Origin of the sequence: Henriciella marina (assembly GCF_027213945.1) — a bacterium.
GTDB lineage: Bacteria > Pseudomonadota > Alphaproteobacteria > Caulobacterales > Hyphomonadaceae > Henriciella > Henriciella marina_A.
Window position 1 is genome coordinate 345,292 of the sequence record NZ_JAPWGW010000001.1, and the last position, 22,995, is coordinate 368,286.

Annotated in this window: 27 protein-coding genes; 5 read left to right on the top strand and 22 right to left on the bottom strand. The window is 61.1% G+C overall.

All coding sequences use genetic code 11. From position 1 onward, the window contains the following. Positions 1–107 precede the first annotated feature (107 nt). Both O4G74_RS01690 and O4G74_RS01695 read right to left on the bottom strand, forming a co-directional pair. Positions 108–1,565 carry an ABC transporter permease gene (locus tag O4G74_RS01690; RefSeq protein ID WP_269400934.1) on the bottom strand — a complete coding sequence of 486 codons (1,458 nt, stop codon included), beginning with the start codon at positions 1,563–1,565 and terminating at the stop codon, positions 108–110. Continuing rightward, positions 1,562–2,524 (bottom strand): ABC transporter ATP-binding protein, encoded by a 963-nt coding sequence (locus O4G74_RS01695; protein ID WP_269400935.1) that lies wholly within the window; start codon positions 2,522–2,524, stop codon positions 1,562–1,564. Before O4G74_RS01695 ends, O4G74_RS01690 begins: the two co-directional genes overlap by 4 nt. A 102-nt stretch (positions 2,525–2,626) precedes the next feature. On the opposite strand from O4G74_RS01695, the gene O4G74_RS01700 reads away from it, so the two are divergent. Both O4G74_RS01700 and O4G74_RS01705 read left to right on the top strand, forming a co-directional pair. Beyond that, the gene (locus tag O4G74_RS01700; RefSeq protein ID WP_269400936.1) at positions 2,627–2,881 is read left to right on the top strand and encodes a TraR/DksA family transcriptional regulator; all 255 of its coding nucleotides are present in this window, start codon (positions 2,627–2,629) and stop codon (positions 2,879–2,881) included. A gap of 41 nt (positions 2,882–2,922) precedes the next feature. Further along, positions 2,923–3,342: a GFA family protein gene (locus tag O4G74_RS01705; protein ID WP_269400937.1), complete on the top strand. Its 420-nt coding sequence runs from the start codon at positions 2,923–2,925 to the stop codon at positions 3,340–3,342. Between the two features lie 6 nt (positions 3,343–3,348). Here the strand turns inward: O4G74_RS01705 and sugE are convergent, their stop codons facing one another. From sugE to O4G74_RS01755, 10 genes are all read right to left on the bottom strand, one after another. Further along, positions 3,349–3,669 carry a quaternary ammonium compound efflux SMR transporter SugE gene (sugE, locus tag O4G74_RS01710; protein WP_269400938.1) on the bottom strand — a complete coding sequence of 107 codons (321 nt, stop codon included), beginning with the start codon at positions 3,667–3,669 and terminating at the stop codon, positions 3,349–3,351. A 96-nt stretch (positions 3,670–3,765) separates the two neighbouring features. Beyond that, a complete protein-coding gene (locus tag O4G74_RS01715) occupies positions 3,766–4,728 on the bottom strand; it encodes an acetyl-CoA carboxylase carboxyltransferase subunit alpha (RefSeq protein WP_269400939.1) in 963 nt (320 codons plus the stop codon). A 33-nt stretch (positions 4,729–4,761) separates the two neighbouring features. Next, entirely contained in the window at positions 4,762–5,310 is a 549-nt protein-coding gene (locus O4G74_RS01720; protein ID WP_269400940.1) for a GNAT family N-acetyltransferase, read from the bottom strand. Continuing rightward, positions 5,307–5,726: a nuclear transport factor 2 family protein gene (locus tag O4G74_RS01725; RefSeq protein WP_269400941.1), complete on the bottom strand. Its 420-nt coding sequence runs from the start codon at positions 5,724–5,726 to the stop codon at positions 5,307–5,309. Before O4G74_RS01725 ends, O4G74_RS01720 begins: the two co-directional genes overlap by 4 nt. A gap of 23 nt (positions 5,727–5,749) precedes the next feature. Further along, entirely contained in the window at positions 5,750–6,187 is a 438-nt protein-coding gene (locus tag O4G74_RS01730; protein WP_269400942.1) for a hypothetical protein, read from the bottom strand. 36 nt (positions 6,188–6,223) lie between these two features. Continuing rightward, on the bottom strand, positions 6,224–6,787 hold the full coding sequence (locus O4G74_RS01735; protein WP_269400943.1) for an energy transducer TonB: 564 nt from the start codon (positions 6,785–6,787) through the stop codon (positions 6,224–6,226). 74 nt (positions 6,788–6,861) lie between these two features. Next, a complete protein-coding gene (locus tag O4G74_RS01740; RefSeq protein ID WP_269400944.1) occupies positions 6,862–7,410 on the bottom strand; it encodes a hypothetical protein in 549 nt (182 codons plus the stop codon). A 40-nt stretch (positions 7,411–7,450) separates the two neighbouring features. After that, a complete protein-coding gene (locus O4G74_RS01745) occupies positions 7,451–8,509 on the bottom strand; it encodes an HpcH/HpaI aldolase/citrate lyase family protein (RefSeq protein WP_269400945.1) in 1,059 nt (352 codons plus the stop codon). A gap of 87 nt (positions 8,510–8,596) precedes the next feature. Further along, complete coding sequence (locus tag O4G74_RS01750) at positions 8,597–9,118, bottom strand: hypothetical protein (protein ID WP_269400946.1); 522 nt, start codon at positions 9,116–9,118, stop codon at positions 8,597–8,599. Positions 9,119–9,172: 54 nt separating this feature from the next. After that, on the bottom strand, positions 9,173–9,748 hold the full coding sequence (locus O4G74_RS01755) for a hypothetical protein (RefSeq protein WP_269400947.1): 576 nt from the start codon (positions 9,746–9,748) through the stop codon (positions 9,173–9,175). Between the two features lie 138 nt (positions 9,749–9,886). Between O4G74_RS01755 and O4G74_RS01760 the strand changes: the two genes are divergently transcribed. Beyond that, positions 9,887–10,846, top strand: a complete 960-nt coding sequence (locus O4G74_RS01760; RefSeq protein ID WP_269400948.1) for a polysaccharide deacetylase family protein — start codon at positions 9,887–9,889, stop codon at positions 10,844–10,846. Positions 10,847–10,873: 27 nt separating this feature from the next. On the opposite strand, the gene O4G74_RS01765 is transcribed toward O4G74_RS01760, so the two are convergent. The 6 genes from O4G74_RS01765 to O4G74_RS01790 all read right to left on the bottom strand — a co-directional run bounded on the left by O4G74_RS01765 (position 10,874) and on the right by O4G74_RS01790 (position 16,118). Further along, positions 10,874–11,107 carry a hypothetical protein gene (locus O4G74_RS01765; protein WP_269400949.1) on the bottom strand — a complete coding sequence of 78 codons (234 nt, stop codon included), beginning with the start codon at positions 11,105–11,107 and terminating at the stop codon, positions 10,874–10,876. 106 nt (positions 11,108–11,213) lie between these two features. Continuing rightward, positions 11,214–11,822 (bottom strand): YceI family protein, encoded by a 609-nt coding sequence (locus O4G74_RS01770; protein ID WP_269400950.1) that lies wholly within the window; start codon positions 11,820–11,822, stop codon positions 11,214–11,216. A gap of 88 nt (positions 11,823–11,910) precedes the next feature. Then, entirely contained in the window at positions 11,911–12,822 is a 912-nt protein-coding gene (locus O4G74_RS01775; RefSeq protein ID WP_269400951.1) for a site-specific tyrosine recombinase XerD, read from the bottom strand. A gap of 147 nt (positions 12,823–12,969) precedes the next feature. Continuing rightward, positions 12,970–14,652: an alanine/glycine:cation symporter family protein gene (locus O4G74_RS01780; RefSeq protein WP_269400952.1), complete on the bottom strand. Its 1,683-nt coding sequence runs from the start codon at positions 14,650–14,652 to the stop codon at positions 12,970–12,972. 132 nt (positions 14,653–14,784) lie between these two features. Then, positions 14,785–15,243, bottom strand: coding sequence for a hypothetical protein (locus tag O4G74_RS01785; RefSeq protein WP_119379506.1), 459 nt, complete (start codon positions 15,241–15,243; stop codon positions 14,785–14,787). A gap of 143 nt (positions 15,244–15,386) precedes the next feature. Continuing rightward, positions 15,387–16,118: a glycosyltransferase family 2 protein gene (locus O4G74_RS01790; protein WP_269400953.1), complete on the bottom strand. Its 732-nt coding sequence runs from the start codon at positions 16,116–16,118 to the stop codon at positions 15,387–15,389. A 131-nt stretch (positions 16,119–16,249) separates the two neighbouring features. On the opposite strand from O4G74_RS01790, the gene hrpB reads away from it, so the two are divergent. After that, entirely contained in the window at positions 16,250–18,697 is a 2,448-nt protein-coding gene (gene hrpB / locus O4G74_RS01795; RefSeq protein ID WP_269400954.1) for an ATP-dependent helicase HrpB, read from the top strand. Between the two features lie 115 nt (positions 18,698–18,812). Here hrpB and O4G74_RS01800 read toward each other — a convergent pair whose 3' ends face one another. The 4 genes from O4G74_RS01800 to folE all read right to left on the bottom strand — a co-directional run bounded on the left by O4G74_RS01800 (position 18,813) and on the right by folE (position 21,533). After that, positions 18,813–19,238: a hypothetical protein gene (locus O4G74_RS01800; protein WP_018149047.1), complete on the bottom strand. Its 426-nt coding sequence runs from the start codon at positions 19,236–19,238 to the stop codon at positions 18,813–18,815. A gap of 107 nt (positions 19,239–19,345) precedes the next feature. Then, positions 19,346–20,437: a transporter gene (locus O4G74_RS01805; protein WP_269400955.1), complete on the bottom strand. Its 1,092-nt coding sequence runs from the start codon at positions 20,435–20,437 to the stop codon at positions 19,346–19,348. A gap of 66 nt (positions 20,438–20,503) precedes the next feature. Beyond that, complete coding sequence (locus O4G74_RS01810) at positions 20,504–20,857, bottom strand: hypothetical protein (protein ID WP_269400956.1); 354 nt, start codon at positions 20,855–20,857, stop codon at positions 20,504–20,506. 61 nt (positions 20,858–20,918) lie between these two features. Continuing rightward, entirely contained in the window at positions 20,919–21,533 is a 615-nt protein-coding gene (folE, locus tag O4G74_RS01815; protein ID WP_119379500.1) for a GTP cyclohydrolase I FolE, read from the bottom strand. 266 nt (positions 21,534–21,799) lie between these two features. On the opposite strand from folE, the gene O4G74_RS01820 reads away from it, so the two are divergent. Next, positions 21,800–22,987, top strand: coding sequence for a glycosyltransferase family 87 protein (locus O4G74_RS01820; RefSeq protein WP_269400957.1), 1,188 nt, complete (start codon positions 21,800–21,802; stop codon positions 22,985–22,987). Positions 22,988–22,995: the final 8 nt, after the last annotated feature.

The window sequence follows — 22,995 nt, forward strand, 5'->3', positions numbered from 1 at the left end:
GAACGACCTCGCCCTTCGACGGGCTCAGGGTGAGGTCATTTGATAGGATGCAGCATACTATACCTCATCCTGAGCCCGTCGAAGGATGAAGCAGCAAGGTGCTTCCACTAGGCCTTCGACTTCTTCCCTGGCACCAGCTTACCGAACCATTTGCCGACATCGCCAACACCCGCGCCATGCACCGCGCCTGCGCGGTAAACGCGCGAGGCCAGCCACAGCACCAGAAGTGACGCGGCAATCATCAGGACGAGCAGGCCGGTGATTTCCCACAGCGGCAGCACGGTCGGGATACGCAGGATGAGAAGGAATGGCGTGAAGAACGGCACCCAGCTCATCACGGCAATCAGCGGCGATTCCGGATCCGAAATCGCCACAGTGATCATGAACATCGGCACCATCAGCATCACGATCAGCGGCGTCATCAGCGTTTGCGCTTCCTGGATCGTGTCACAAAGAGAGCCGAGCGCGAGAAAGACTGCGCCATACATCAGATAGCCAAGCACGAAGCTGAGCAGTGCCGGCAGCAGAAGCTGGATATCCCCGACAGAGCCAAGCACCGTGAAGATTGGCCCGCGAATGCCCGGGTCGATCATGTCCCCGAGTGCCGTCGCGAGGATCGTCGTGCCAATCGCCCAGACCCCCATCAGCGTCAATGCGACTGCCAGCACGGCGAGCAGCTTGCCCGCCAGCATGTGAGGCAGCTTTACCGAAGTGAGAAGGCTGTCGAAAATCTTGTTCGACCGCTCCTCGATCGTGCCCATCAGCAGATAGTTCACAACAGAGAAGATCAGGAACCAGAGCATGAAGGCCATAAGCACCGACGCATAGAAAGGCGCACGGTCCGCCATGGTCACTTGTGAGCCGCCTTCAGCAGAAGCCGGGCGCGCACGCCTTTCGGTCACGGGCCGGGTTTCCTGACCGGCACGGCTCAAAAGTGTCGGGTCAACGCCCGCCCTCTCGAAAATGCGCCGCTCGGCCAGCGTCCTTTCGGTCGACTTCGCCCGCCGCAGCAGCGTGTCAGCGGTGACATTCTCGCTCCAGTATTCGATTTCGCCATCACCGTCGGGCACAAAGATCGCCGCAAAGAGAGGCATCGGCCCTTCGGGCGTATCAATCAGCTGGTCGCCCAACAAATAGGGTGTAATCGCTTCCTGCGTGGTGGCGGGCGCCGGGACCTGCACGAACCCTGCCTGAGGCAGTTCGAAAGCAGGCGCCCCCGCCCGGTCCAGCGCCTCTTCGATAGATGCACCGCTTTGGAGCGCCTCATCGAAGGCAACCAGCGCCTCATTAGGTTCGGCGCCCCCCATCACGCTGGCTGGATCAAGCGACAGTCTCGCCATCTCGACACGGTTTTCGTTCAGCTCGGAATTGAGCACCGTTGAGAAGGAAGTGCCGCTCTCGATGACGGCGTAATAGCGCGTTGGCTGCGAGTTCTCTGCCCAGGTCGGCGCCATGATCGCCACCGCCAGCAATAGCGGCGTCAGCAGCAGGCCAAGCCAGAAGCCCCAGGCCTGCACATAGCCAAGATAGTCGCGCCGGGCGACGAGATAGATGGAACGGATCATGCGACTTTCCTCGCAGTGTCGGCAGCAAGCGACTGGCGCAGGTCTTCAGCTTCAGCTTCGGAAACCAGCGACACAAAGACATCGCGCAAACGCGCCTCTTCCGGCCTGAAACTCGTAATCGGCGCACCCGCATCGATTGCAGCACGTAAGGCGTCCTGCGCATCGACACCGGCGGGCAGTTTCACCCGCCAGATATCACCGCTGCGCTCATTGATCTCAAAACCCTTTGGCTTCAGCGCGGCATCAAGGTCGAACCCGGCAGACACGCCAATCAGAACGGCGCGGCCAAGCGCCCCGAACGCCTCGTCCAGCGTACCGTCAAAAACCTTGCGGCCTCGCGCCATCATAACAATGGAGTCGCAGAGACGCTCGGCGTGCTCCATCACATGGGTCGAGAACAGGATCGTGGCGCCCCGTTTATGCTCCTCGATGATCATGTCTTCCAGCCCCTGCTGGTTGACTGGGTCGAGGCCGGAAAACGGTTCATCAAGGATAAGGAAATCCGGCTGATGGGCCAGCGATGACAGGATCTGCACCTTCTGGGACATACCTTTGGAGAGCTTCGACACGCGCGACCGCGCAAAGTCGCCAAGACCCATACGCTCGAGCAACTCATCGGCACGCTTGCGGCTCTCGCCTGCACTCATGCCCTTCAGCCGTGCGAAATAGGAAATCGTCGCGCGCGCCGTCATCTTCTTGTAGAGGCCCCGCTCTTCGGGAAGGAAGCCGACATGGCGCAGGCTTTCAATATTTGGCTGGGCGCCAAAAAGACTGACCTTCCCCTTATCAGGGCTCAACACGCCAAGCGCCATACGCAGGCTGGTCGACTTGCCTGCCCCGTTCGGGCCAAGAAAGCCGACAATGCTGCCCTTGGGCACACTCATGGTCAGATCGCGGACCGCCGTAAAACTGCCAAAGCGTTTCGTCACGGCGTCCAGTTCGAGTGGCGCAGGCCCCATAATCCCTCCGGGAAGGCTAAAACTTCTCGACTATCGATAAACCATACCGTGCTTTCCTGGCTAGCCCTTGCCAAGACTTAAAACAGCGCGCAGGCTCAATCCATGAAGCCTCGTATGGGTCAGGGATTGGGACGTGCAACAACGCCTCACAGCGCCGATACCGATATGGGCGAAACCCAGATCATTGGCGCAACCAGCATCGACCGAAACCGCGAGCTTCAGCGCGTAGAGGCCGCCTTGAAGCGTCTTGAGCGCGGGCAGTTTGGACATTGCCTCTATTGCGGGGACCGCATCGATCTTGAACGTTTGCAGCATGACCCCGCGGTCGAAAGCTGCGATACGTGCGAGGAAGACTAGGCCGGCCTCCTTCAGGCAGACTTCAATCAGGATAGAATACCATGACAGCCAACTGCCTCTGTGGCTCGGTCAGTGTGACCATCGACGCAAAACCCGACTTCATCTTCGACTGCAATTGCAGCCTCTGCCGCAAGACGGGCAGCGCCTGGGGCTATTTCAAGCCTGAAGCGGTGACGACCGACGGCGAGACCGTTGGATATGCGCGCAGCGACAAGACGCTCGCCGCCGTAGACGTTCATTCCTGCAAATCCTGCGGGGCGACAACGCACTGGGTCCGCACTCACGCCTTCAAGGATACCCACAAGGTCTACGATATGGTCGGCGTCAACATGCGCCTCTTCGACCCTGACCTTCTGGACGGCGTGCCCGTCCAGTTCCCGGATGGGAAGAACTGGTCGGGTGAAGGCGCATTCGGATTCAGGCGCGACGGCTTCACCATAGGGCACGACGCCCGCTGGTAGGCCGGCCTAGCTCGCCGCCGACAGGCGCATCAGCACAAGTCCTGACAGGATCAGCACCGCTGCGGCGATGCGCATGGGGCTGATGCTCTCGCCCAGAAAGATGATGCCCAGCAGGAACGCGCCGACCGCGCCGATTCCGGTCCAGACGGTATAGGCTGTGCCAAGCGGCAGGACGCGCATGGACCAAGAGAGGAGCGCAAAGCTGCCAATCATCGCCGTCAGCGTGATGACGCTCGGCCAGAGCCGGGTGAAACCGGCCGACTGTTTCATGAAATAGGCCCAGACAACCTCAAGCAGTCCGGCCACGAAAAGAATGAACCACGCCATGGCATGACCTCATCAGAAAAGCGCCGGGCCGTCCCGGACTTTTCTCCCATAGGGGCGAGGACGTGGCCTGCCTTTCGTGGACTTGGATAAGGAAGCCTAGTTCAGACCTTCGCGTCCAATCGCATAAAAACGATCACGGCGCTGGCGTTTAAGCTCGACGGGCGACAGGCCTGCCAGTTCGCTGAGTGCCTTTTCGATGGCCTTGCCGGCCTGGCTGATCGCGCGCTGCGGATCGCGGTGGGCGCCGCCCATCGGCTCCTTCACGACATCATCGACGACTTTCAGCTTCAGAAGGTCCTCAGACGTGATCTTCATCGCCTCAGCCGCATCGCGCGCTTTGGCAGAGTCGCGGTAAAGGATCGACGCGCAGCCTTCCGGAGAGATCACAGAATAGATGGAATGCTCCATCATGAGGACGCGGTTTGCCGCTGCAATGGCGATCGCGCCGCCAGACCCGCCTTCACCGATAATCAGGGACACCATCGGCACCGTCAGCGTGAGGCAGCGTTCGGTCGAGCGTGCGATCGCTTCGGCCTGTCCGCGCTCTTCGCCGGCCTTGCCAGGGAAAGCGCCTGCCGTATCGACGAATGAGAGAACCGGCAGCTTGAACTTGTCGGCCAGATCCATGAGGCGCACTGCCTTGCGGTAGCCTTCTGGGTGCGCCATGCCGAAATTGTGCCGCAGGCGGCTTTCAGTGTTGCGGCCCTTTTCATGGCCCATGATGACGACGCTCTGGCCCCGGAAGGTCGCTAGGCCGCCGATGACCGCCTCGTCATTGCCGAACACACGGTCGCCAGCCAGCTCCTGGAAGTCGTCAAAAAGCTGCTCGATATAATCGCTGAAATGCGGTCGCTCCGGGTGGCGGGCAACCTGCGTCTTGCGCCACGGCGTCAGCGAGGAATACGTATCCTTCAGCTGCTTGGCAGCCTTGTCCTTGAGCTTCTTCAACTCATCGGAAATCGACGGGCCTTCGCCCTGCTGGGAGACTGCTTCCAGCTCGGCAATCTTTGTCTCGAGCTCTGCGATCGGCTTTTCAAAATCGAGATAGGTCGTTGGCATAATGATGAACCTAGTGCTGCTTTTGGGCGATTCCTAGGCGCTCCGTCCGCCCTTGGCACGCTCAAAATACATCACATCCTCCTCATTGAAGCGCACTGTCCCCTTCTGGGCATAGCCAACTTTCTCCGCAATCCGGATCGAAGGGGCGTTTTCAGCGTCGATGATACAGCAGCAGGTGACGTGTTCGGTCTCATTATCCAGCCAGTCATGAATGGCTTTGACGGCCTCGCTCGCATAGCCCTGCCCGAACCGGTCAGGGGAGATGACCCAGCCACATTCTGGCACACCCCAGAAGCCTGGCTCAGTGTCGCGGTGAAAGTCGGCGAACCCAACTTCGCCCACAAACGCCCCGCCCTTGCGCTCCTCAATCAGCCAGTAGCCATAGCCCAGCACTTCCCATAACCCGCGATTGCGAAGGACATTCCGGTTCCAGACATCATGCTTCGAACGCGCCGTACCGCCAATGAAGCGGATCGTTTCCGGATGGCTCCAATGGGCCGCCAGCGCGTCGAAATCGGACGCCTCATGCGCGCGCAGTTTGAGCCGCTCAGTCAGGATGACCGGCACAGGCCGTCCGCTCATGCGCGCTGACCTTTCATGCGCTCCAGCATGGCCTTCATCGACGCATGAACCGCCTCGATCGCCTTCAATGGACGCACCATGACCTTGAAGTCAGTGATGAGGCCCGCCTCATCCCACGCGATCATGTCGATCCCGTTGACGTGCACGCCGTCCATCTCGGTCTCGAACTCCAGCACCGCCTTGTCGCCGCAATCGAAGATGCGGACATAGCGAAAGCTGTCATTGCCAAGCGTCTCACCTGCGGCGCCGAGATACATCATGGTGATCGGCTTGCCGCGCTGGGGCGTGTGGACGATCGGGCTCTGGAACACGACATCATCATGGAGGATCGCGTCCAGCGCCCCGGCATCATGAGCCCCGTGGAAATAGTCCATCCAGCGCTGCAAATTCTCTGAATACCCCGTCGTCGCGACCATGCACGCCCCCTGTTATGTCCTGTCTACTGGCTCCCAACCGGTCTTCCGATCAGGAATTCCGAATAGTCGTCGAAACAATAGCCCCGGCGCAAGACCCAGCTTGAAGGAACAACCGGATCGACAAAGGTCATCTGGATGCGCCCCCAGGTCTGGCGGGGTGTATTCGTCTCAGGGTCGGTGATCGCGAAATCACAGGCCGGCGCGCCTGATCCGTCCGGCTCAACCCAGAGGCCATAGAAGACGCCGCGGTTTGTGCGGTTCCCAGCCAGCTGCGGGATGAAGGCCACCCCGCGCTGCTCGCTGTTTGCGATCGGAAAGGTCAGAACCGCCTCACCGCGCGCGGTCTCATGGTCATAGACCACCGTCCCGATCTCGGTCTGCCAGACTTCGCGCTGCTGCGCATCGGCGGCCCCGGCAGACAGGAATAGCGACGCCAGAACGGCCACCACGGAGGTTTTCATGTTTTGCTCCCGGGCAGCCGATGATCCGCGCTGCCTCTACTGATCCATGCAATATGAGATCGGATAGACGACATTGACCAGCCGCACGGAGCGCCCGCCCTCGCGCGGCGGATCGAACCGAAGACCCGTCGCTGCCTGATACGTCGGTGCGTTGAACTGGGGCGCAGAGCACGCTGTCAGAATATTTTGCGGCGCCCCTGCCGGGCTCACATCCATAAGGATCTCGCAGCGCCCTTCCTGACCCGCATCAAGCGCACTAGCCGGATAGACCGGTTGCGGCGGCACAATTGGCAGGACATCCGTGCCAACCACAGCATCCGGCTCAGACACACCGCCAAGAAGCTCATCGCCGCCACCGCCCGAACTCATGGTCGGCCCCTGCGAGAGCCGCGCCTGCCAGCCATCGGGATAGCGCAGGTCTGCAACCGGCGCCCCCGCATGACCGCAGGCCGCGATCTGTCCGGGCTGGACGCCCATTTCCTGTCCGACCGGCGCATTCACGCCGCGTTGGTCGATTGGCGCAGGCGCATAGGGATCAACGGCGCAGGCAGCTAGTCCCGCAAGCAACAGGGCACCCGGCAGGGGATGGAAGAATCGCATCGGCTCAATGTTCTTTCGGCTAGAGTGGAAAAATGTCCGGAGCCGGTGAGAACACCGGCCCCTGTGGAAAGCGCCTAATCGTTCGAAGACTCATCCAGGCAGAAATTCATTGGCAAAAGGATGTCTTCCGTTTTGGCAGTGTCCTTCCCGTCCGCAGGCTCGAACTCCAGCGCCTTCAGGGCATTCGTCGCCGCGAGCGCAAATTTGGGTAAGGTACACATTGCGAGGATATCTTCCGTCTTGCCGTCTGCATCTACACTGAAGATGGTTTCACAGGCGCCCTCGACACCGAGCGTAGAGTAAAGCGGTGGAAAGTCAGGGGCGAGCGCCGTGGTAGGATAAGGCATTGCGACGTCACCTCCAACCGGATTGGCCCCTGCAGCGCGCGCGTCCCATCCTTCAGGCACGAGCATATCAACGCTGGACGTGCCGCCGCACGCCTCGATGCCGCGATGCGGCGCGAGGACTTCTAGCTCCTCGCTCTTCAGCGGTTCCAGGATGCGCGCATTCAGGGCGTCGACCGTTTCCTTGTCGAAGCCATGATAGTCCATCTGCGCAGCTGCCGTGCCCGCGAGCGCGGCAGAAGCTGTTGTAAAGGCGATGATTTTTCTGAAGTGGGTCAAAGGGTGGTCTCCTTGATTGCTCTTGGATACACCCCTTACCCTAGTCCGCTGCGTAGGCTTTGGCCAATTCCGGGTCCTTCTCCGACACCAGATCAGCCAGGTCAGAGATGACCTTGGCCTGTTTCCAGGTCGCGTCATCCTGCATCTTCCCGTCCAGCATCGCGACGCCCGTGCCGTCCGGCATGGCTTCGAGAATCCGGCGCGCAAATTTCACTTCATCGGGTGCCGGGCTGAACACGCGCTTGGCGATTTCGATCTGGCTCGGATGCAGGCTCCACGTGCCCGAACAGCCCAGCAGGAAGGCGTTGCGGAACTGCTGTTCACACGCCTCGCTATCAGCAATGTCGCCGAACGGACCATAGAACGCATTGATCCCGGCCAAGCGGCAGGCATCCACCATGCGCGCAATCGTATAGTGCCACGGGTCCTGCTGCGCGCTTTCGCGCTTGGAGCCGTCTTCATTCGGATCGTCCACAACCCGGTAATAGGGGTGGCCGCCGCCGACGCGGGTGGTCTTCATCTTGCGGTCGGCGGCAAGGTCCGCCGGCCCAAGCGAAATGCCCTGCATACGCGGAGACGCGAGCGCGATCTCCTCGACCAGCGCCATGCCCTGCGCGGTCTCGAGAATTGCATGGAAAAGGATCGGGCGTTTCAAGCCTGCTTTGGCCTCAAGCTGGGCCACGTACTGGTCGGCGAAATGGATATCCCACGGCCCTTCCACCTTGGGCAACATGATCACGTCGAGCTGCTCACCGGCCTCCAGGACGAGGCGCGAAACGTCTTCCTGAAACCATGGCGAGTTCAGCGGATTGACCCGGCTCCAGAAGCCCGTGCCCTTGGCCTGCCAGTCGATCATCTTGCCCATTTCGATGGCGCCGTCGCGGGCTGCATCCTTGGCGTCCGCTGGAATGGCATCCTCGAGATTGGCGAGCACGACATCGGCCTGGTCGGCCATTTGCGGCACCTTGGCGCGAACCTTATCGAGATGCGGCGGCACGAAATGGATCATCCGCTCAAGACGGATCGGCAACTCCCGCATCGGGTCCGGTGCACCGATGGCGAGCGGCTTGAAGAAATTACGCGGTGTTTTCTGGCTCATCCTCATCCTCCTGTTGCAGCGCAACATATCCCTCGCTGACTGATCGTCAATTCAGCCCGCCAGATTGCGCTGGTTCTGCAGCGTTTTTCAGTCGGGTTTAGCCGTTCGCACGAAGGCATAGGCGTTTCGCCTGAAAGGCGCGTCACCGCTTTCCAGCGCCACCATCTTGGTCATTTCGAAGACCTTGGGCGAAAGCGTATAGGTCACCTCGCACTGGGCGGGGCGCCCGTCATCCTCGCAGTCCGACGCGGTCACGATCATCACTTCACCGTCTCTCTGCGTGCGCGACATTACGGTCTCGCTGTTCAATGTCCGTCCTTCATCGGATGCGATCAGCATGGACCTATCGTAGGCGGATGGCTCGTCTGGATATTTCAGCTCCAACCGCATTCCTTCGTCCAGCTTGTCGACCTCCAGCGTCGCAGGAACGCTCACATCCTCATGCGGTGGGCTGTAGTCCCGATAGGTCAGGCTGCCCGCCCAGCTTCCTTCAAGCATGGCGAGGTCGCCGGGCTGCACAGCTGGCAGTTCAGGCGCAGCCTCGCGCCATGGCATCTGCGTGCAGGCCACAAGTGCGCCTGCGCCCATCAGGCCAATAATCGTACGCATTTATTCCCCAATCCGGTAAAGTGCGCAGGCGCTCAACGCCCGCTTTCAAATGTTCTAGCCAGCCGCATCCCGCTGAAAGCTGTACTGGTGCCCGAAACGCTTCTCCTCCTCACCGGCGAGGCGATAGGCCTTGGCGATGGAAAATTCTGTTTCGGAAATGTCGTAAAGGTATTCGCAGGTGGCAATATAGCGCCCCTCAATGCATTCCTGACGGGTCAGCAAGGTCAGCAAGTCGCCGCTCTGTTCGCGCCTGAGCACCATCTCATCATTGATCCAGTCGCCGTCCTCGGAAATCTCCAGGGGCGCGCTTCCATCGCCCTGCGGCGAGCCCGGGAACGAAAAGTCGAGCGTCAACGTGCGACCTTCGCGGCTGACCTCCAGCTCCGCCTCAACCGAGCCCTGTCCACTCTCCGCGTTCGGATCGGCATAGACCAGCTCCCCGGTCCAACCATCGCCCAGCAGCGGCTCGAAATCTTCGATCGAGACGCTGGCCGTTTCGCCGGTTGTGTCGACACGCGCGGGGCTTTCCTCCGGCGCAGGTGGTGCGGGCGGCGGCGCTGTCTCACCAGCATCATCGCCGCAGCCCGCCGCCAGAAAGACGAGGCCGAAAAGGATGGAAGGGAATCTCATGAAGCCTGTCCTCATATCTGTCTGGCACCAATGCACCCGTCACCGGGCACAAGGTCAATGGCGTTTGACTGAAACTCTCAGACCTAGTCCAATCCGTTGGGCTTCGCCCTTTTCTCTCGGCGCTTAAAGGAAACCAGGATGCTCCGTTACATCTGGCTCACTGTCGCGCTCGCCTGGCTCGCCAGCGCGGCCTCCACCGCGCAGGAAGCTGCATCCTCCGTGCCGGATACCGAGCGGCGAATTGCCATCACCATCGATGATGCTCCGCTCGGACCGGGTGCGAAAGGCAACTGGGACAGGGCCGGGGCATTGATCGAGGGCCTGAATGCCGCTGGCGTGCAGGCCATCTTCTTCGTCACGACCGATGGGTTCGAAGAGCTTGAAGACGGCAAGGCCCGCGTCGAGCGCTATGCAGATGCTGGCCACCTAATCGCGAACCACACACACTCCCACCCCTGGCTCTATCAGGTGGAGGCGGACGATTTCCTGTCTGATATCGACCGCGCCGAAGCACACCTTGAGGGGCTGGAAAACCGGCGCCTGCGGTTCCGCTATCCATTTCTGGATCAGGGCCGGCGCGACAGCGACAAGCGTCAGTCTGTCTGGGATGGCCTGGACGCACGCGGGCTAGGTGACGGTTACGTCACAGTCGATACATATGACTGGCACCTCGACCGACAGTGGCGGCAGGCCGTCGCGGAAGACGCCAGTGTCGATGAGGCCGCCCTGTCAGATGTCTATGTCGCGATGATCGTCGAAGCCGCAGAGCACGCCGCTTCACTTGCGGAAACCTGGCTCGATAACCAGCCAGTGCACACGCTTCTTCTGCATGAGAATGACGCCGCCGCGAGCTTTCTGCCAGCCGCTATTAAGGGATTACGCGGTGCAGGCTGGACGATTGTAACGCCAGATGAGGCTTATGCCCGTCCCCTGCCCCGCCCCGCGCTCACAACCGGCTTTACCGGCATGGGCCGCGTTGCCGCTCTCGCATGGGAGAGAGGCGCGCGCGGTGAAGGGACGTTCGACCACTGGTCGGCGTCTGAATCGGGCATTGAAGAAAGACTGGCGAGTGAAGGCGCAGTCACGGCGGTCGACTGACGGCCAGCCATAACTTGCCGTTCGACCTTAACCGCGGCGCAGGTCGATCGTCTCGGACTGGCGCTCATATTTGAGGGCGCTACGGAAGAAGAGGCTGCTCAGATAGAGGGCGCCGACAGCCGTCATCGCCTCAACACCCCAGAAGATCGCGCCCGTGATGTGAAGCGCGAACAGGATGAGCGCGGACAGGCCCATGAGGAAAGCCGCCGAAATCTCGAACATGAAAATGCCAGCGACTGCGGCGCGAAAGTATGCGGCCATAGGGAAGCTCCAGACAAACCAGGCGTCCAAAAAAAGTTCGGGCGCGCGACCATAAATAATCGCGCGCCCGGCCCTGCGGAAGCTGCTCTCGCAAATTTAATGCAGTCTATTCGCTGGCCTCGTCTGCAACCATGACGAGCTCCGTCTCGATCATCAGCTGAAGCTCATCCGAGACGCCCGGAACGGCATAGTCGATGCCCCATTCGGACCGCATCATTGTGCCTGTCGCGGAAAAGCCAGCCTTGGTCGTGCCGCGCATCTCTCCAGCCTTGTTCAGTGTAACATCCAGCGTGACCGGGCGGGTCTCGCCCTTCAGCGTCAGCTCACCCGTCATCGTACCGGTTTTGCCGTCTTCGGTTTCAAACGACGTCGCGGTGAAGGTCGCCGTCGGGAAAGCTTCAACGTCGAGCAGGTCACCCGAAGAGAGGTGATTTTCGAAGCTGTCAACGCCTGGCGTGCCAACCCAGAAGCCACCGTCGGCGAGATTGAACGTCACCTCGATGGAAGAATTTTCGGGCGTTTCCATGTCCAGCATCAGATTGCCGTCATAGTCGGTAAACTCGATACCCTGCCGCGAGAAGCCAAGATGGTCCCAGCTCGCAACGATCGTCGTGTGATCCTTGTCGAACTCATAGGCGACTGGTTCTGCCACCGCGACAGGTGCGGCGAGGGCGAGACCGATAGCGGTCAGGGCGAAGGTAGCGGATCTGGTCATGGGGGTGGGTCCTTTCATTGCAGCGAAGCTTTAATGCTGGTGCGAAAGGTGGAGCAGCAACTGCGCGCGGCAAGCGCCTGCATAACTCTTATCGAGCTAGCGGATGTGCCGTTTCCAGCAATTCGGCAAGCTCATCGGTCAGGACGTGGGTATAGATTTCCGTGGTCGAAATATCGGCATGGCCAAGAAGGGTCTGAACGGATCTGAGATCCGCGCCGCCCTGTAGCAGATGCGTCGCATAGGCATGGCGCAAGGCGTGCGGGTGCACTTTCGATGGTTTGATGCCCGCCTCTATCGCCAATGCGTCCAGCATCTGGCCAAGGCGGCGGCGCGTCAGGTGCCCCTCCTTGCCACGCGACGGAAACAGGTAGGCAGACGCACCGTTAGCTTTCAGTGTCTTGGTGGGCAGGCTGTCCTCGCGAACCTCCAGCCAGTCTGAAATCGCCTTTAGCGCCGGTCCGCCGAGCGGGCAGAGCCGGTCCTTGCCGCCCTTGCCGCGCACGATGATATCGCGCGTTTCCCAACTCCCGCCTTTCCGGCGTGGCAGATTGCCAAGCTTCAAGCTGACCAGTTCGCTGACACGCAGGCCCGCCCCGTAAAGCAGCTCCAGCAGGCAGCGCATCCTGACATCCTCACCGCACGCATTGATGAGGCGCTCGACCTCCTCGCGGCTTAGAACATCCGGAATATCACGCCCCGCCTTCGGGCCTTCCTGTTTTGAGGTCGGGTCATCCTTGCGGTCGCCTTCCTCGAACAGGAAACGGAAAAAGCGGCGCATTGAAGAGAGCTTTCTCGCCTGCGTGCGCGGTGCCAGCCCTTGGGCCGCGAGTGAGGACACGTAGTGGGACACATCTTTTGCGTCCGCTCGCGTCAGCTTGCCGCGCATACTGTCCGAGGCATCGCGGAGATCGCGCCCATAGGCGTCCAGCGTATTGGGGGAGGCCCCACGCTCGGCGCTCATCATTTCGAGGAAGGCATCTATGCGGGCAGCATCGCTCATGCGCAGACTTTGCCGCCGCGATGCTTAACAGGGCGCTTAAATAGAGAAACGGGCGCCAGTCTCCCGGCGCCCGCCTCAAAGGTCTTCAAAAAACACCGCCAGTGCACCGCCACTACACCGTGGCTGCACCGTCAGAACGGGGGTGTTTTACTCCTTTGGTGGTTCTGTCTTGTCGATCACCGGATGACCGTGATCAGGGTCATCATTCATCTTGTGCATCGCCACCACGACCCCTGAAAGCGCAATGATCGCGATCAGGTTCGGGAAAGCCATTGCCGCATTCGAGACATCACCAAGCAGCCACAGACCACCAGCAGGCAGCACCGTCCCCGCAAACACAACAATGATCCAGACATAACGGAAAGGATGGGTCGCCCACTCCCCAAGGAGGAAAGTCACGGCCTGCTCGCCATAATAGGACCAGCCAATAATCGTCGTGAAAGCAAAGAAGAAGAGCGCGACAGGCACGACAAACTCACCGCCCGGGAAGGCTGCCCCGTACGCGCGGGTCGTAATCGCTGCAGAGTTCGCATCGGTCTCCCAGGCATGATCGACATCCATGAGGACGCTGGCGTCAGATGCCCCGGCAAGCGCGGCCTCGTCGATGTTGATACCTGCCGCCTGGCACTGCTCCAGGAAGGCGACGGCTGCTGGACCATTCTGCTCGATCAACGCCGCGCGGCCATCGGCATAGGCACTGGGGAAGAGTGTGTCGAGCGATGCACCTTCCGGCAGGGTCTGGCCCGCCTCGATACACTGGTTCGCCGCGACAAGCGCGCCGGACTTCTTGAAGTCACCCGTCACCGTCAGAATAACAAGCGCCGTCATCGTACAGATGATGATCGTGTCGATGAACACACCAATCATGGCGATCTCACCCTGCTGGACCGGGTTCTTCGTCTTTGCAGCAGCGTGCGCGATCGGCGCAGAGCCCTGGCCCGCCTCGTTGGAGAAAAGCCCGCGCGCGATACCCGCCCGAATAGCCGCGAGAACAGCATAGCCGGTTGCCCCGCCAACGGCCTCACGCAGACCGAAGGCCGAACCGATGATTTCAGCAAAAGCACCCGGCACTTTCGGCGCATTGATGATCAGCACGATGAGCGCGATGAACACATATGCGCCAGCCATGACCGGCACGACTTTACCTGCCACGCTGCCGATCGACTTGATGCCGCCAATGATCACAGCAAAGACCAGAGCGCCCAGGATCAGGCCGATCAGCCATGTCGGGATGGAAAGACCGAACACAGCAGAACCCGTTTCGAGGGCCGCCTCGGTGATTGAGTTTGCCTGGATCATCGAGCCGGTAACCATCGCCGAGAACAGCGTGCCAAGGCAGAAGATCACCGCAAGCCAGGCCCATTTCTTACCAAGGCCGTTCTTGATGTAGTACATGGGCCCGCCATTGATGCGGCCATACTCATCGGTTTCGCGGTATTTGACGGCAAGCGAGCTTTCCGAGAAAGCCAGCGCCATGCCGAAGATGGCGGTGATCCACATCCAGAAAATTGCGCCCGGACCGCCAAGTGTGATGGCGGTTGCAACGCCTGCGAGGTTACCCGTGCCGACCTGACCGGACAGCGCCGTCGAAAGGGCCTGCCATGGGGTGATCGCACCATCTTCGCCCTGCGCCTTGCGGCCCTGCCAGACCTCTGCAAGCGCCGGAAAGAAACGGCGAAGCGGACGCGCGCCAACGCGGAACATCATGAAAAGGCCTGTGCCCAGCAGGATGATCGCTAGCGGCCCCATCGGGAGGATTTGTGTATCTCCCCAGTTTCCGCCCCAGATAAAGTTACTGACCGTTTCGACCGGTCCAAAAATCGCGTCCATAAGCCCCTCCGGCTCCCTCTATCTCAACGGTGTGCGACACTAGACGTGTTTTCATCCGTGTGAAGCGCAAACGGGGCAGATTTTTCATCTGCCCCGTTCAACCTGCATGAATTTTGTCGCTTGGCACGCTGATCAGGCAAAGCCTTCGCCAACGCCGAAGTCGCGGCGCGCTGAGACGATCGTGACAATGACACCGGCCAGTACATCGAGAAGCGTCATGCTCATGATGATGAAGAAGGTCGAGGTCGCGAAATTCGGCATGAGCAGGAATTCCACCAGGCAGACGATGAAGAGGATCATCGATACGGCGTGGTTGAGAATTGATGAGGTGCCCGTACTGGTCGACTTCACGATCTCCACGAAAAGCAGCGTGATTGCGACGAAGACGAGCATTTCGCCATTAGTGATGGACCAGTTGACGCCAGAAATCATCGGGAAGGTCACAAGCGAGCCGGAAAGAAGCTCAAGCAGGGGCGAGGCATTGCTCACCGCATCATAGTTTACCGTCGTCCCGGAATAGGTAAGCGCGATCAGATTGTAGATCGCGACCGGAATGATCAGGAGAGGAAAGAAACTGAACAGTGCGCGCATAGGACACCCCCTTTTTCAGGCTGCGCAGGCAAGTGTCCACGCGCCACATTAACCGTGCCTGACTAACCCGGCAGGTGCTGGCTGTTAAGCGGAATCTCGGATGAGGCGAACTGACAGACTTTCACTCGCTGGAGCCCAACCGCCTAAAGCTCGTCCGCACCCCCCGGATTGCGGCGACGCCGGATCAGCCAGGTCACGCCCCTCAGATCGGACAGCGCGGCCCAGAGGCGTCCGAAATTGGTGTAATTGGACGTGCCCGCGCCGCGCGGCCTGTGGTTCACATCCATGAATTCGGCGGCATAGCCTTCGGCCTTTACAAGCGCTGGCATGTAGCGGTGCATATGGTCGAAATAGGGAAGCGAGAGATACGCATCGCGCTTGATGACCTTGATACCACAACCGCTATCGTCGCAGTCATCTCGCAACATACGCCGGCGGATTGCATTGGCGAATTTTGACCCGAAGCGCTTCCAGGCGGTGTCCTTGCGGCTGGCGCGGCGGCCCATCACCATGACGAGGTCGGCGGGCGCATCCGCGCGGGTGAGTGACCGATAAAGGTCCGGCAAGTCAGCCGGGTCATTCTGGCCGTCGCCGTCGAGCGTGCCGATCACCCGGCCGCGTGCGGCGCGGACACCTGTACGGATAGCGCGGCTCTGGCCTGCATTGGCGCGGTGGCTGAGCACGCGCAGGGCCGGATATTGCGACTTCAGACCGGCCAGCACAGCGCGCGTATCATCGCTGGAGGCGTCGTCCACCATGATCATCTCATAGGCGCGGCCATCGAGCGCGGTAGCGATCTCATCGACCAGACCGGCGGCATTGCCAGCCTCATTATGCATGGGGACGACAATGGAAAATTCGAGCGTATCGGCCATGGCCTCTCGCCTTTTGCTGAAAACTTAAGCGCAGTTCCTTACGCGGTTCGGCCAGAATGCGAAACCATGGATGCGGGAAGCCGCTGCGAGAAGCCGTGCCAAGGCCCGCCGATTGCGATACGACGCCCGCGATGAATGACGTGTCAGCCCTTCCGATTGAGAGCCTGCTCGGCGAAATATGCTCGGTCATCCGGGACCGGAAACGACTGGTGCTGGCTGCCCCGCCCGGCGCAGGCAAGACGACACGCGTTCCTTTGGCCCTGGCTGGATTGATTGACGGCTTCGACGCCTTGCCAGGCAAGATCCTGCTGCTGGAACCGCGCCGTCTGGCGGCGCGCATGGCCGCAGACCGGATGGCATCGACCATCGGGGAGAAGACGGGTGGGCGCATTGGCCTTTCGACCCGGATCGAGCGCAAGATTTCCAAGCACACTGTCGTCGAAGTGATGACGGACGGGCTCTTCACGCGCCGTCTTCTGGCTGATCCGACCCTTGAGGGCGTCTCGGCGGTCATCTTTGACGAGATCCATGAGCGCAGTCTCAACGCCGACCTTGGCCTTGCGCTGGCGCTCGAGGCACAGGCTGTGTTTCGAGACGACCTTCACCTGATTGCCATGTCAGCGACGCTCGACACAGAGAAGGTTGCCGGGTCGCTCAATGCCCCGGTGATCGAGAGTGAGGGGCGCCAGTATCCGGTCGAGACCAAGTATCTTGGCCGCACGCGCGACCGGATCGAGGACCAGATGGCCGCCGCCATCGGCAAGGCGATCAGGGCCGAAACCGGCTCTCTGCTCTGCTTCCTGCCGGGGGCTGGCGAAATCAGCCGCACGGCAGAGCGGCTGACCGGCTTGCCAGACAATGTCAGCGTGCATCCTCTTTTCGGTGCGCTGTCCCCCGGTGAGCAGGACGAGGCGGTCCGCCCGGCCCGCGATGGCCAGCGAAAGATCGTGCTGGCAACTGATATCGCAGAAAGCGCGCTAACGATTGATGGCGTCCACATCGTGGTCGATTCCGGCCTGGCGCGCGTGCCGGAGTTTGAACCGGCGAGTGGCACGCAGGTGCTGCGAACGATCCGGGCAGCAAAGGCGAATGTGGACCAGCGGCGCGGGCGCGCAGGCCGCCTTGGACCCGGCGTCTGCTACAGGCTGTGGGACGAGGAAGAGACGCGCGGGCTGATCGCCGCTCCGGTCCCGGAAATCCTGAACGCTGATCTCTCTGGCCTGGTGCTCTCGCTGGCTGAATGGGGCGAAGATGATCCTTACCGGCTGACCTGGCTGGATGCGCCGCCGCGCGGGAGGCTTGAAGCGGCCCGTGAAGCTCTCGCGGCGTATGGCGCGCTGGACGAGGCAGGAAAGCTGACGCCGCGCGGCAAGGAGATGGCGGCCCTGCCGCTCGACCCGAAATATGCAAGCCTTGTCGCGAGCGCGGCAAGCGATGGCGAACGCGCGCTGGCCGCCGAGATTGCCGCGCTGGCAAGCGAGGCGGGCATGGGTGGGCGCTCCGCCAGCATCAGTGACCGGCTAAGCGGGTTTAGGCGCGACAATGGCCCACGGGCAAAGGCATTGAAACGCCAAGCCGAGCGCTGGAGCAATGGGGCCCGGCCTTCGGGTGACCCGGCGCTTCTGCTGGCGAAGGCCTGGCCAGGCCAGATCGCGCGGCGCCGGGATGGATCCGATACGAGCTATCTGCTCGCCAATGGCCGCGCCGGAGACCTGCCGGGCGATGCAGGCCTTGGCAATTCGCACTGGATTGTCGTGGCGGACATGATCGGCGCGGCAGGCCGGGCGCGCATCACGCTGGCCGCCCCGCTTGCCGAAGCAGATGTCCTGAAACTCCACCCGCCAGTGACAGAAGAGTGGGCGAGCTTTAATCCCGAAACACGCAGCTTTCGGGGGCGGCGGGTGAAGGCCATCGGCCAGATCGTCCTCTCTGAAACGCCAACACCCAAACCCTCAGGCGAGGCCGCAAGAAGCGCATTCATCGACTTCGGGCATGAGAACGGGTTCGACGCCGCCGGAATTGGCGCACCCGTGGCGGTGTTCCTGGCCCGGCTAAAGCTGATCGCGCGTGCTTTCGACGATTGGCCCGATCTGGATGATGAGAGCCTTCGCCTGTCTGTGAGCGACTGGCTTGCGCCTGCGCTCAGTGGCGGCGCTTTCCAGTTTCCCTCAGACGGCGCGGTGCTGAACGCGCTGAAGCAGTCGCTTGGCTGGCCAAAGGCGCAGGAGATCGACACGCTGACGCCCGCTTCGGTACCGCTCGCTTCAGGCCGGAACGCATCGATCGACTATCTCAGCGACAATGCGCCCCTGGTCGAAGCAAAGGCGCAGGAGCTGTTTGGTATGACGCGCCAGCCCGCCATCGCTGACGGGCGCGTGCCGGTCACGCTACAGCTCATTTCGCCTGCAGGCCGTCCGATTGCGGTGACGAAGGACCTTCCGGGTTTCTGGGCGGGCGGCTACCGCGACATGGCAAAGGATATGCGGGCGCAATATCCCAAGCATGACTGGCCGGAAGATCCGACGTCCGCGCGGCCTCACATCGGGATGACGAAGAAGCGGCTGGGGTCACAAAATTGACGGGAAGTGAAACGCCCTCATCCTGAGCGAAGCCGAAGGACGAGGGCGATCCGCGATATTTCCCGCCTCGTGGTTCGACTTCGCTCACCATGAGGCGTGGGAGGCATTCGCCGGCCTAGTGAGGCCGACGCTCGTCGCCCCAGTCCATGCCCATCGTCTTTTTCATCCAGTCGGAGAAGGTCGCAGGCTTTTCGAGATTCTTCGGGTCCAGCGTGCCGAAGGCGACGACAGGACCATCGGCTGTCTCGAGCCGGACGCCTGAAAGCTGCTGGTTGGGATTGCCCCAATTGCCATAGCTGGTCGACGGGTCGAGAAGCAGCATGACCTTGGTGCCGCCACTGCCATCGAGCGCCTTCCCGAAGACGAGGCCGTAGCATTTTTCACGTGCGAACCCGCCAGAATGCGCCTGGCGCTTGCCGTTGAGCAGGACCTCATCCCAGAGCAGGTTGCGCCGCCACTGGAGCACATGCATTTCGCCGTCATCGGAGACAATCTTGATATCGACCTGATGCAGGCCAACGCGGACCAGTTCTGCACGCATGGGAGGTGTCCTTCTTCTTATTATCGACTTTCGATAATAACAGCGCACCCCGTCCGGTCAAGCAGGAAATTGGCCGGGCCCTCTGGTCTGGGGCCCGGCCGGTACGCCTAGAACGCTTTCTGCCAGCCGAACGTCAGCGTGTAGTCGGTCTCCAGCTGCGGGCCGTTGAGGTCGCGGTAGAGCGGCACGCCGAACTCCAGCGCGAGGCGGTGGCCTTTGCGCCAGTCTGTGGACCCGGCGAGGTTCATCCCGAACAGCGCCTCGACCGTTTCGCCGCCGTGATTGTCAGGATCGGCGGTCTGGACCGGGGCCATGATGTTCGGATCGATCCCGTCGACGGCGCCCTTGGTGCTGGCTTTCAGGCGACCTGAGATCGACAGCCAGGGCTTGGGCTCGAAGGCCAGCCAGCCGGTCGCCTCGAACACATCGCCGAGCGAATAGCCTTCGTCATTGTCGCCAAGGCGGATGACGGCCGAAGCTTGCGCCCCATAGCTCCACTGGCCGGTCCGGCTACGCGCCGTCAACGCTGGCTTGAGGTCGAACGTGCCGGAACCGAGCTGCATGGGGTAAGGCAGGCGCATCTGTGGGCGCATATTCATCGGCGTCAGGACGCGATCGCTCTCTGTGATCGAGCCTATCGGGACAGACAGCATGAGGGACGCGTTTACCTGCCGGTGCGGCTGGCTGCCATCATCAAGACCGACGATTGCGCCCAGACTGGCATCGCCCCAGCCAGAGACTTCGGTGGTGAAATTGCCCAGCACATTGGTGCCCATGCCGCCCTGGTAGGTGCGGTGATCCATTTCCTTCGTATGATAATTGACCATGGCCATCAGGGTGATGCGGTCCGTCAGGCCAAACATCACGCCGCCCATATGCATCTTCATGGGCATCTCTAGCGGAACGGCGCGCAGGGTGGGCGGCATCATTGGTGCGCCAGCGAACCGGTTGGGCACGGTAGTCACGATGGTATCGGGATCTATGCTGTCAGTGCCGCCGCGGTTACCGGACATGTCCATATACATGTAGCGATAGGAGAGCATCCACTCGCCTTTACCGTGCCGATGGTCAGCCATGACGCCAATCGGGGCGTGGTCGCTGGCATAGGTGACATTGCCGCCGTCGCCTTCATGGGCCTGAGCTACGGGGACGAGTGCGGCATTAAGCGCTGCCACGGCGCAGAGTGTCTTCAGTTTCATCTGATGTCTCACGTGATTGAACGGGCCGCGCCTGAGGGGCGGCCGGGAAGTCGTTTTCTGTTCAGATCAGGCGAGAGTGGGCGGGCCTTGCGGCGGGGCACCGGGCCAGAGCGGTGAGCGTGGATGAATATGGTATGGGGCCTGGACGAATGCGCGGGGACGCACCTCAATCAGGCGAACCGGTATGGACGGGGCCGAGACGGGGAGCGCCAGCGGGAGGAGACAGTCACCGCAGCAGGTGACGCCAGAGGTGTCCTCCGGCTCTCCGCCAAGTGAGATTTCGATCGTGCGGCTGAGCCCATCACCGCAGATCGGGATGGCAATCGTCTCGCCCTGCGCCATCTGCAGATGCGCCTGCGCGCCATTCGCGGCATAGGCAAAGAGGCCAAGCAGGGCCAGAAAATGAAAGAGCCGCCTCATGATGAGACGGCTCCTAAGTCATTTTAGCGGCCCGAGAAATGCGGCCGATTGGCAGTCTTGCCTACCGTCCTGCAAGGCGCAGGAAGCGGTCGCGCATGTCCTTGTCCGTCTTGAAGACGCCCGTGAACTGGGTCGTGATCGTCGAGACGTTCGGATGGTGTACGCCGCGGGTCGTCATGCACTGGTGCACCGCATCGATCAGCACGGCGGTACCGGCTGGTGCGAGGCTATCAGTGATGGCGTCACAGATCTGCGCGGTCATCGTTTCCTGTGTCTGCAGGCGCTTGGCGAAAATCTCGACCACGCGGGCGATCTTGGAGATACCAACGACAGCCTGGGTCGGCATGTATGCCACGTAAGCGGTACCCAGGAAGGGGGCCATGTGGTGTTCACAATGGCTTTCGACGTCGATCTCACGCAGCATAACCATGTCGTCATAGCCCTGCACATCGTCAAAGGTGCGGGAGAGATATTTCACAGGGTCTTCCTCATAACCCTGGAACCACTCCTTATAAGCCTTCACGACGCGCTTCGGCGTATCAAGCAGACCCTCGCGGCGCGGATCATCGCCCGCCCATGCGAGCAGTGTACGAACGGCGTCTTCGGCTTCCTGCTGCGTCGGCCGTTTCACGGGATCCATCTCACCCCGGTTTTCATCTCTCGTAATGGCGTCCATTGCCAAATCATCCTATTTCTGAGGGACGGGGGTCGAGCCAGATGTTCTGTGGGTGCGCCCTATGCACCCCAATACCGGACTTAACGCCCGCCCATTAGTGTTCCCTCAGGGCGTATACTTCCACATAAGCCAACTGGATCACTATTTCTACAAGTCGCCATCACTGCCGCAGCGACAAGACAGCCCTTCGAAGCGGACTGTTAAGACTGAAGTGCTAGCGATTTCGGACTGAGGGCGGCCCGTTGAGGGCGTGGCGGCAGGGCGCGATGCAACGGCTTTTTCAATACTATGCAGTCGCCATTCTGTGCGTCTCAGCCATTGCGTATGGTGTCTATCTGAGCGCCGCCAATGGCCTCGTCGACGTAACGGGCCGGGAGCTTATCGGGCGCGATTTTGTCAATTATTACAGTGCAAGCAGACTTGTTCTGGACGCGGCTGGCGAGACTCTGATGAAGGTCAGTGAGTACCGCGCCTATTTGCAGGCCCAGTATGAAATCGCACTGGCGCTTAACTGGTCGTACCCGCCGCACTATCTGTTCTTCATTCTGCCACTCGGCCTTTTTGGCTATCTGCCTGCCTACGCGCTCTGGATTGGTGTCGGCGCTGTACTTTTTGTCGCGGCGACGGGGCTGGGCCTTGGCGCGCAGAGGCGGGACTGGGCCACCTATGCGCTCTTCACGATGGCCGCGCCCGCCTTTCTGGTGAATGCCGCTTTCGGTCAGAACGGCCTGATCGCAGGCGCGCTTCTTTTTCTGGGTGTGAGCCTTGTCCGTCATCGGCCAATATTGGCAGGCATCTGCCTCGGCGCGCTGACGGCAAAACCTCAGCTTGGGCTACTCATCCCCGTCTTCCTTCTGCTTCGAGCGCATTGGACGGTGATCGGCTCGGCTGTCGTCACAAGTGCCACAATGATCGTTCTGTCTGCGCTCATCTTCGGCATGGATCTGTGGCGGGACTATTTTGAGCACGTCCTGCCCTTTCAGCGCATCGTCGCTGAGGAGGGCACAGGTATCTTCCTGCGCATGATGCCAACAGGGTTCGCGTTGGGACGGCTTGCTGGGCTCGACGCCTCCTTGGCGATGCTGATTCAGGGGCCCTTTTCGCTGCTGGCTCTGGGGCTGGTGATCTGGGCTTTCCGGAAGCCATCAGCCGCGCCGGACTTGGAAACCGCCCTGCTTCTCGTCGCGGTGTTTCTCTTCTCGCCCTACGCCTTCAATTACGACATGCTGGCACTGGTGCCTGCGCTCTATCTGGTGTTCTCACGGGAGACCGGGGACGGCCCCGTCCTGACGCGGTTCAACCTTGTGATGGGCGCCCTGCTCTTCCTGCCGCTGATCACTTTTTTCGCGCCGCTCGGCCCCGTCATTCTGGCTGCAGCGGCCCTTCTGCTGGCGCAGCAGATCGCGGTCGCCCGGGGCAGCGCCCCGGCCTTTGCCAGCACCCCTGCGAATTGACGCGCGCC

What these genes read in the sequence shown, in the direction of transcription:
- O4G74_RS01690 (WP_269400934.1), bottom strand. Translation starts at nt 1,565, where the DNA reads ATGATCCGTTCCATCTATCTCGTCGCCCGGCGCGACTATCTTGGCTAT.
- O4G74_RS01695 (WP_269400935.1), bottom strand. Translation starts at nt 2,524, where the DNA reads ATGGGGCCTGCGCCACTCGAACTGGACGCCGTGACGAAACGCTTTGGC.
- O4G74_RS01700 (WP_269400936.1), top strand. Translation starts at nt 2,627, where the DNA reads ATGAAGCCTCGTATGGGTCAGGGATTGGGACGTGCAACAACGCCTCAC.
- O4G74_RS01705 (WP_269400937.1), top strand. Translation starts at nt 2,923, where the DNA reads ATGACAGCCAACTGCCTCTGTGGCTCGGTCAGTGTGACCATCGACGCA.
- sugE (WP_269400938.1), bottom strand. Translation starts at nt 3,669, where the DNA reads ATGGCGTGGTTCATTCTTTTCGTGGCCGGACTGCTTGAGGTTGTCTGG.
- O4G74_RS01715 (WP_269400939.1), bottom strand. Translation starts at nt 4,728, where the DNA reads ATGCCAACGACCTATCTCGATTTTGAAAAGCCGATCGCAGAGCTCGAG.
- O4G74_RS01720 (WP_269400940.1), bottom strand. Translation starts at nt 5,310, where the DNA reads ATGAGCGGACGGCCTGTGCCGGTCATCCTGACTGAGCGGCTCAAACTG.
- O4G74_RS01725 (WP_269400941.1), bottom strand. Translation starts at nt 5,726, where the DNA reads ATGGTCGCGACGACGGGGTATTCAGAGAATTTGCAGCGCTGGATGGAC.
- O4G74_RS01730 (WP_269400942.1), bottom strand. Translation starts at nt 6,187, where the DNA reads ATGAAAACCTCCGTGGTGGCCGTTCTGGCGTCGCTATTCCTGTCTGCC.
- O4G74_RS01735 (WP_269400943.1), bottom strand. Translation starts at nt 6,787, where the DNA reads ATGCGATTCTTCCATCCCCTGCCGGGTGCCCTGTTGCTTGCGGGACTA.
- O4G74_RS01745 (WP_269400945.1), bottom strand. Translation starts at nt 8,509, where the DNA reads ATGAGCCAGAAAACACCGCGTAATTTCTTCAAGCCGCTCGCCATCGGT.
- O4G74_RS01750 (WP_269400946.1), bottom strand. Translation starts at nt 9,118, where the DNA reads ATGCGTACGATTATTGGCCTGATGGGCGCAGGCGCACTTGTGGCCTGC.
- O4G74_RS01755 (WP_269400947.1), bottom strand. Translation starts at nt 9,748, where the DNA reads ATGAGATTCCCTTCCATCCTTTTCGGCCTCGTCTTTCTGGCGGCGGGC.
- O4G74_RS01760 (WP_269400948.1), top strand. Translation starts at nt 9,887, where the DNA reads ATGCTCCGTTACATCTGGCTCACTGTCGCGCTCGCCTGGCTCGCCAGC.
- O4G74_RS01765 (WP_269400949.1), bottom strand. Translation starts at nt 11,107, where the DNA reads ATGGCCGCATACTTTCGCGCCGCAGTCGCTGGCATTTTCATGTTCGAG.
- O4G74_RS01770 (WP_269400950.1), bottom strand. Translation starts at nt 11,822, where the DNA reads ATGACCAGATCCGCTACCTTCGCCCTGACCGCTATCGGTCTCGCCCTC.
- O4G74_RS01775 (WP_269400951.1), bottom strand. Translation starts at nt 12,822, where the DNA reads ATGAGCGATGCTGCCCGCATAGATGCCTTCCTCGAAATGATGAGCGCC.
- O4G74_RS01780 (WP_269400952.1), bottom strand. Translation starts at nt 14,652, where the DNA reads ATGGACGCGATTTTTGGACCGGTCGAAACGGTCAGTAACTTTATCTGG.
- O4G74_RS01785 (WP_119379506.1), bottom strand. Translation starts at nt 15,243, where the DNA reads ATGCGCGCACTGTTCAGTTTCTTTCCTCTCCTGATCATTCCGGTCGCG.
- O4G74_RS01790 (WP_269400953.1), bottom strand. Translation starts at nt 16,118, where the DNA reads ATGGCCGATACGCTCGAATTTTCCATTGTCGTCCCCATGCATAATGAG.
- hrpB (WP_269400954.1), top strand. Translation starts at nt 16,250, where the DNA reads ATGAATGACGTGTCAGCCCTTCCGATTGAGAGCCTGCTCGGCGAAATA.
- O4G74_RS01800 (WP_018149047.1), bottom strand. Translation starts at nt 19,238, where the DNA reads ATGCGTGCAGAACTGGTCCGCGTTGGCCTGCATCAGGTCGATATCAAG.
- O4G74_RS01805 (WP_269400955.1), bottom strand. Translation starts at nt 20,437, where the DNA reads ATGAAACTGAAGACACTCTGCGCCGTGGCAGCGCTTAATGCCGCACTC.
- O4G74_RS01810 (WP_269400956.1), bottom strand. Translation starts at nt 20,857, where the DNA reads ATGAGGCGGCTCTTTCATTTTCTGGCCCTGCTTGGCCTCTTTGCCTAT.
- folE (WP_119379500.1), bottom strand. Translation starts at nt 21,533, where the DNA reads ATGGACGCCATTACGAGAGATGAAAACCGGGGTGAGATGGATCCCGTG.
- O4G74_RS01820 (WP_269400957.1), top strand. Translation starts at nt 21,800, where the DNA reads ATGCAACGGCTTTTTCAATACTATGCAGTCGCCATTCTGTGCGTCTCA.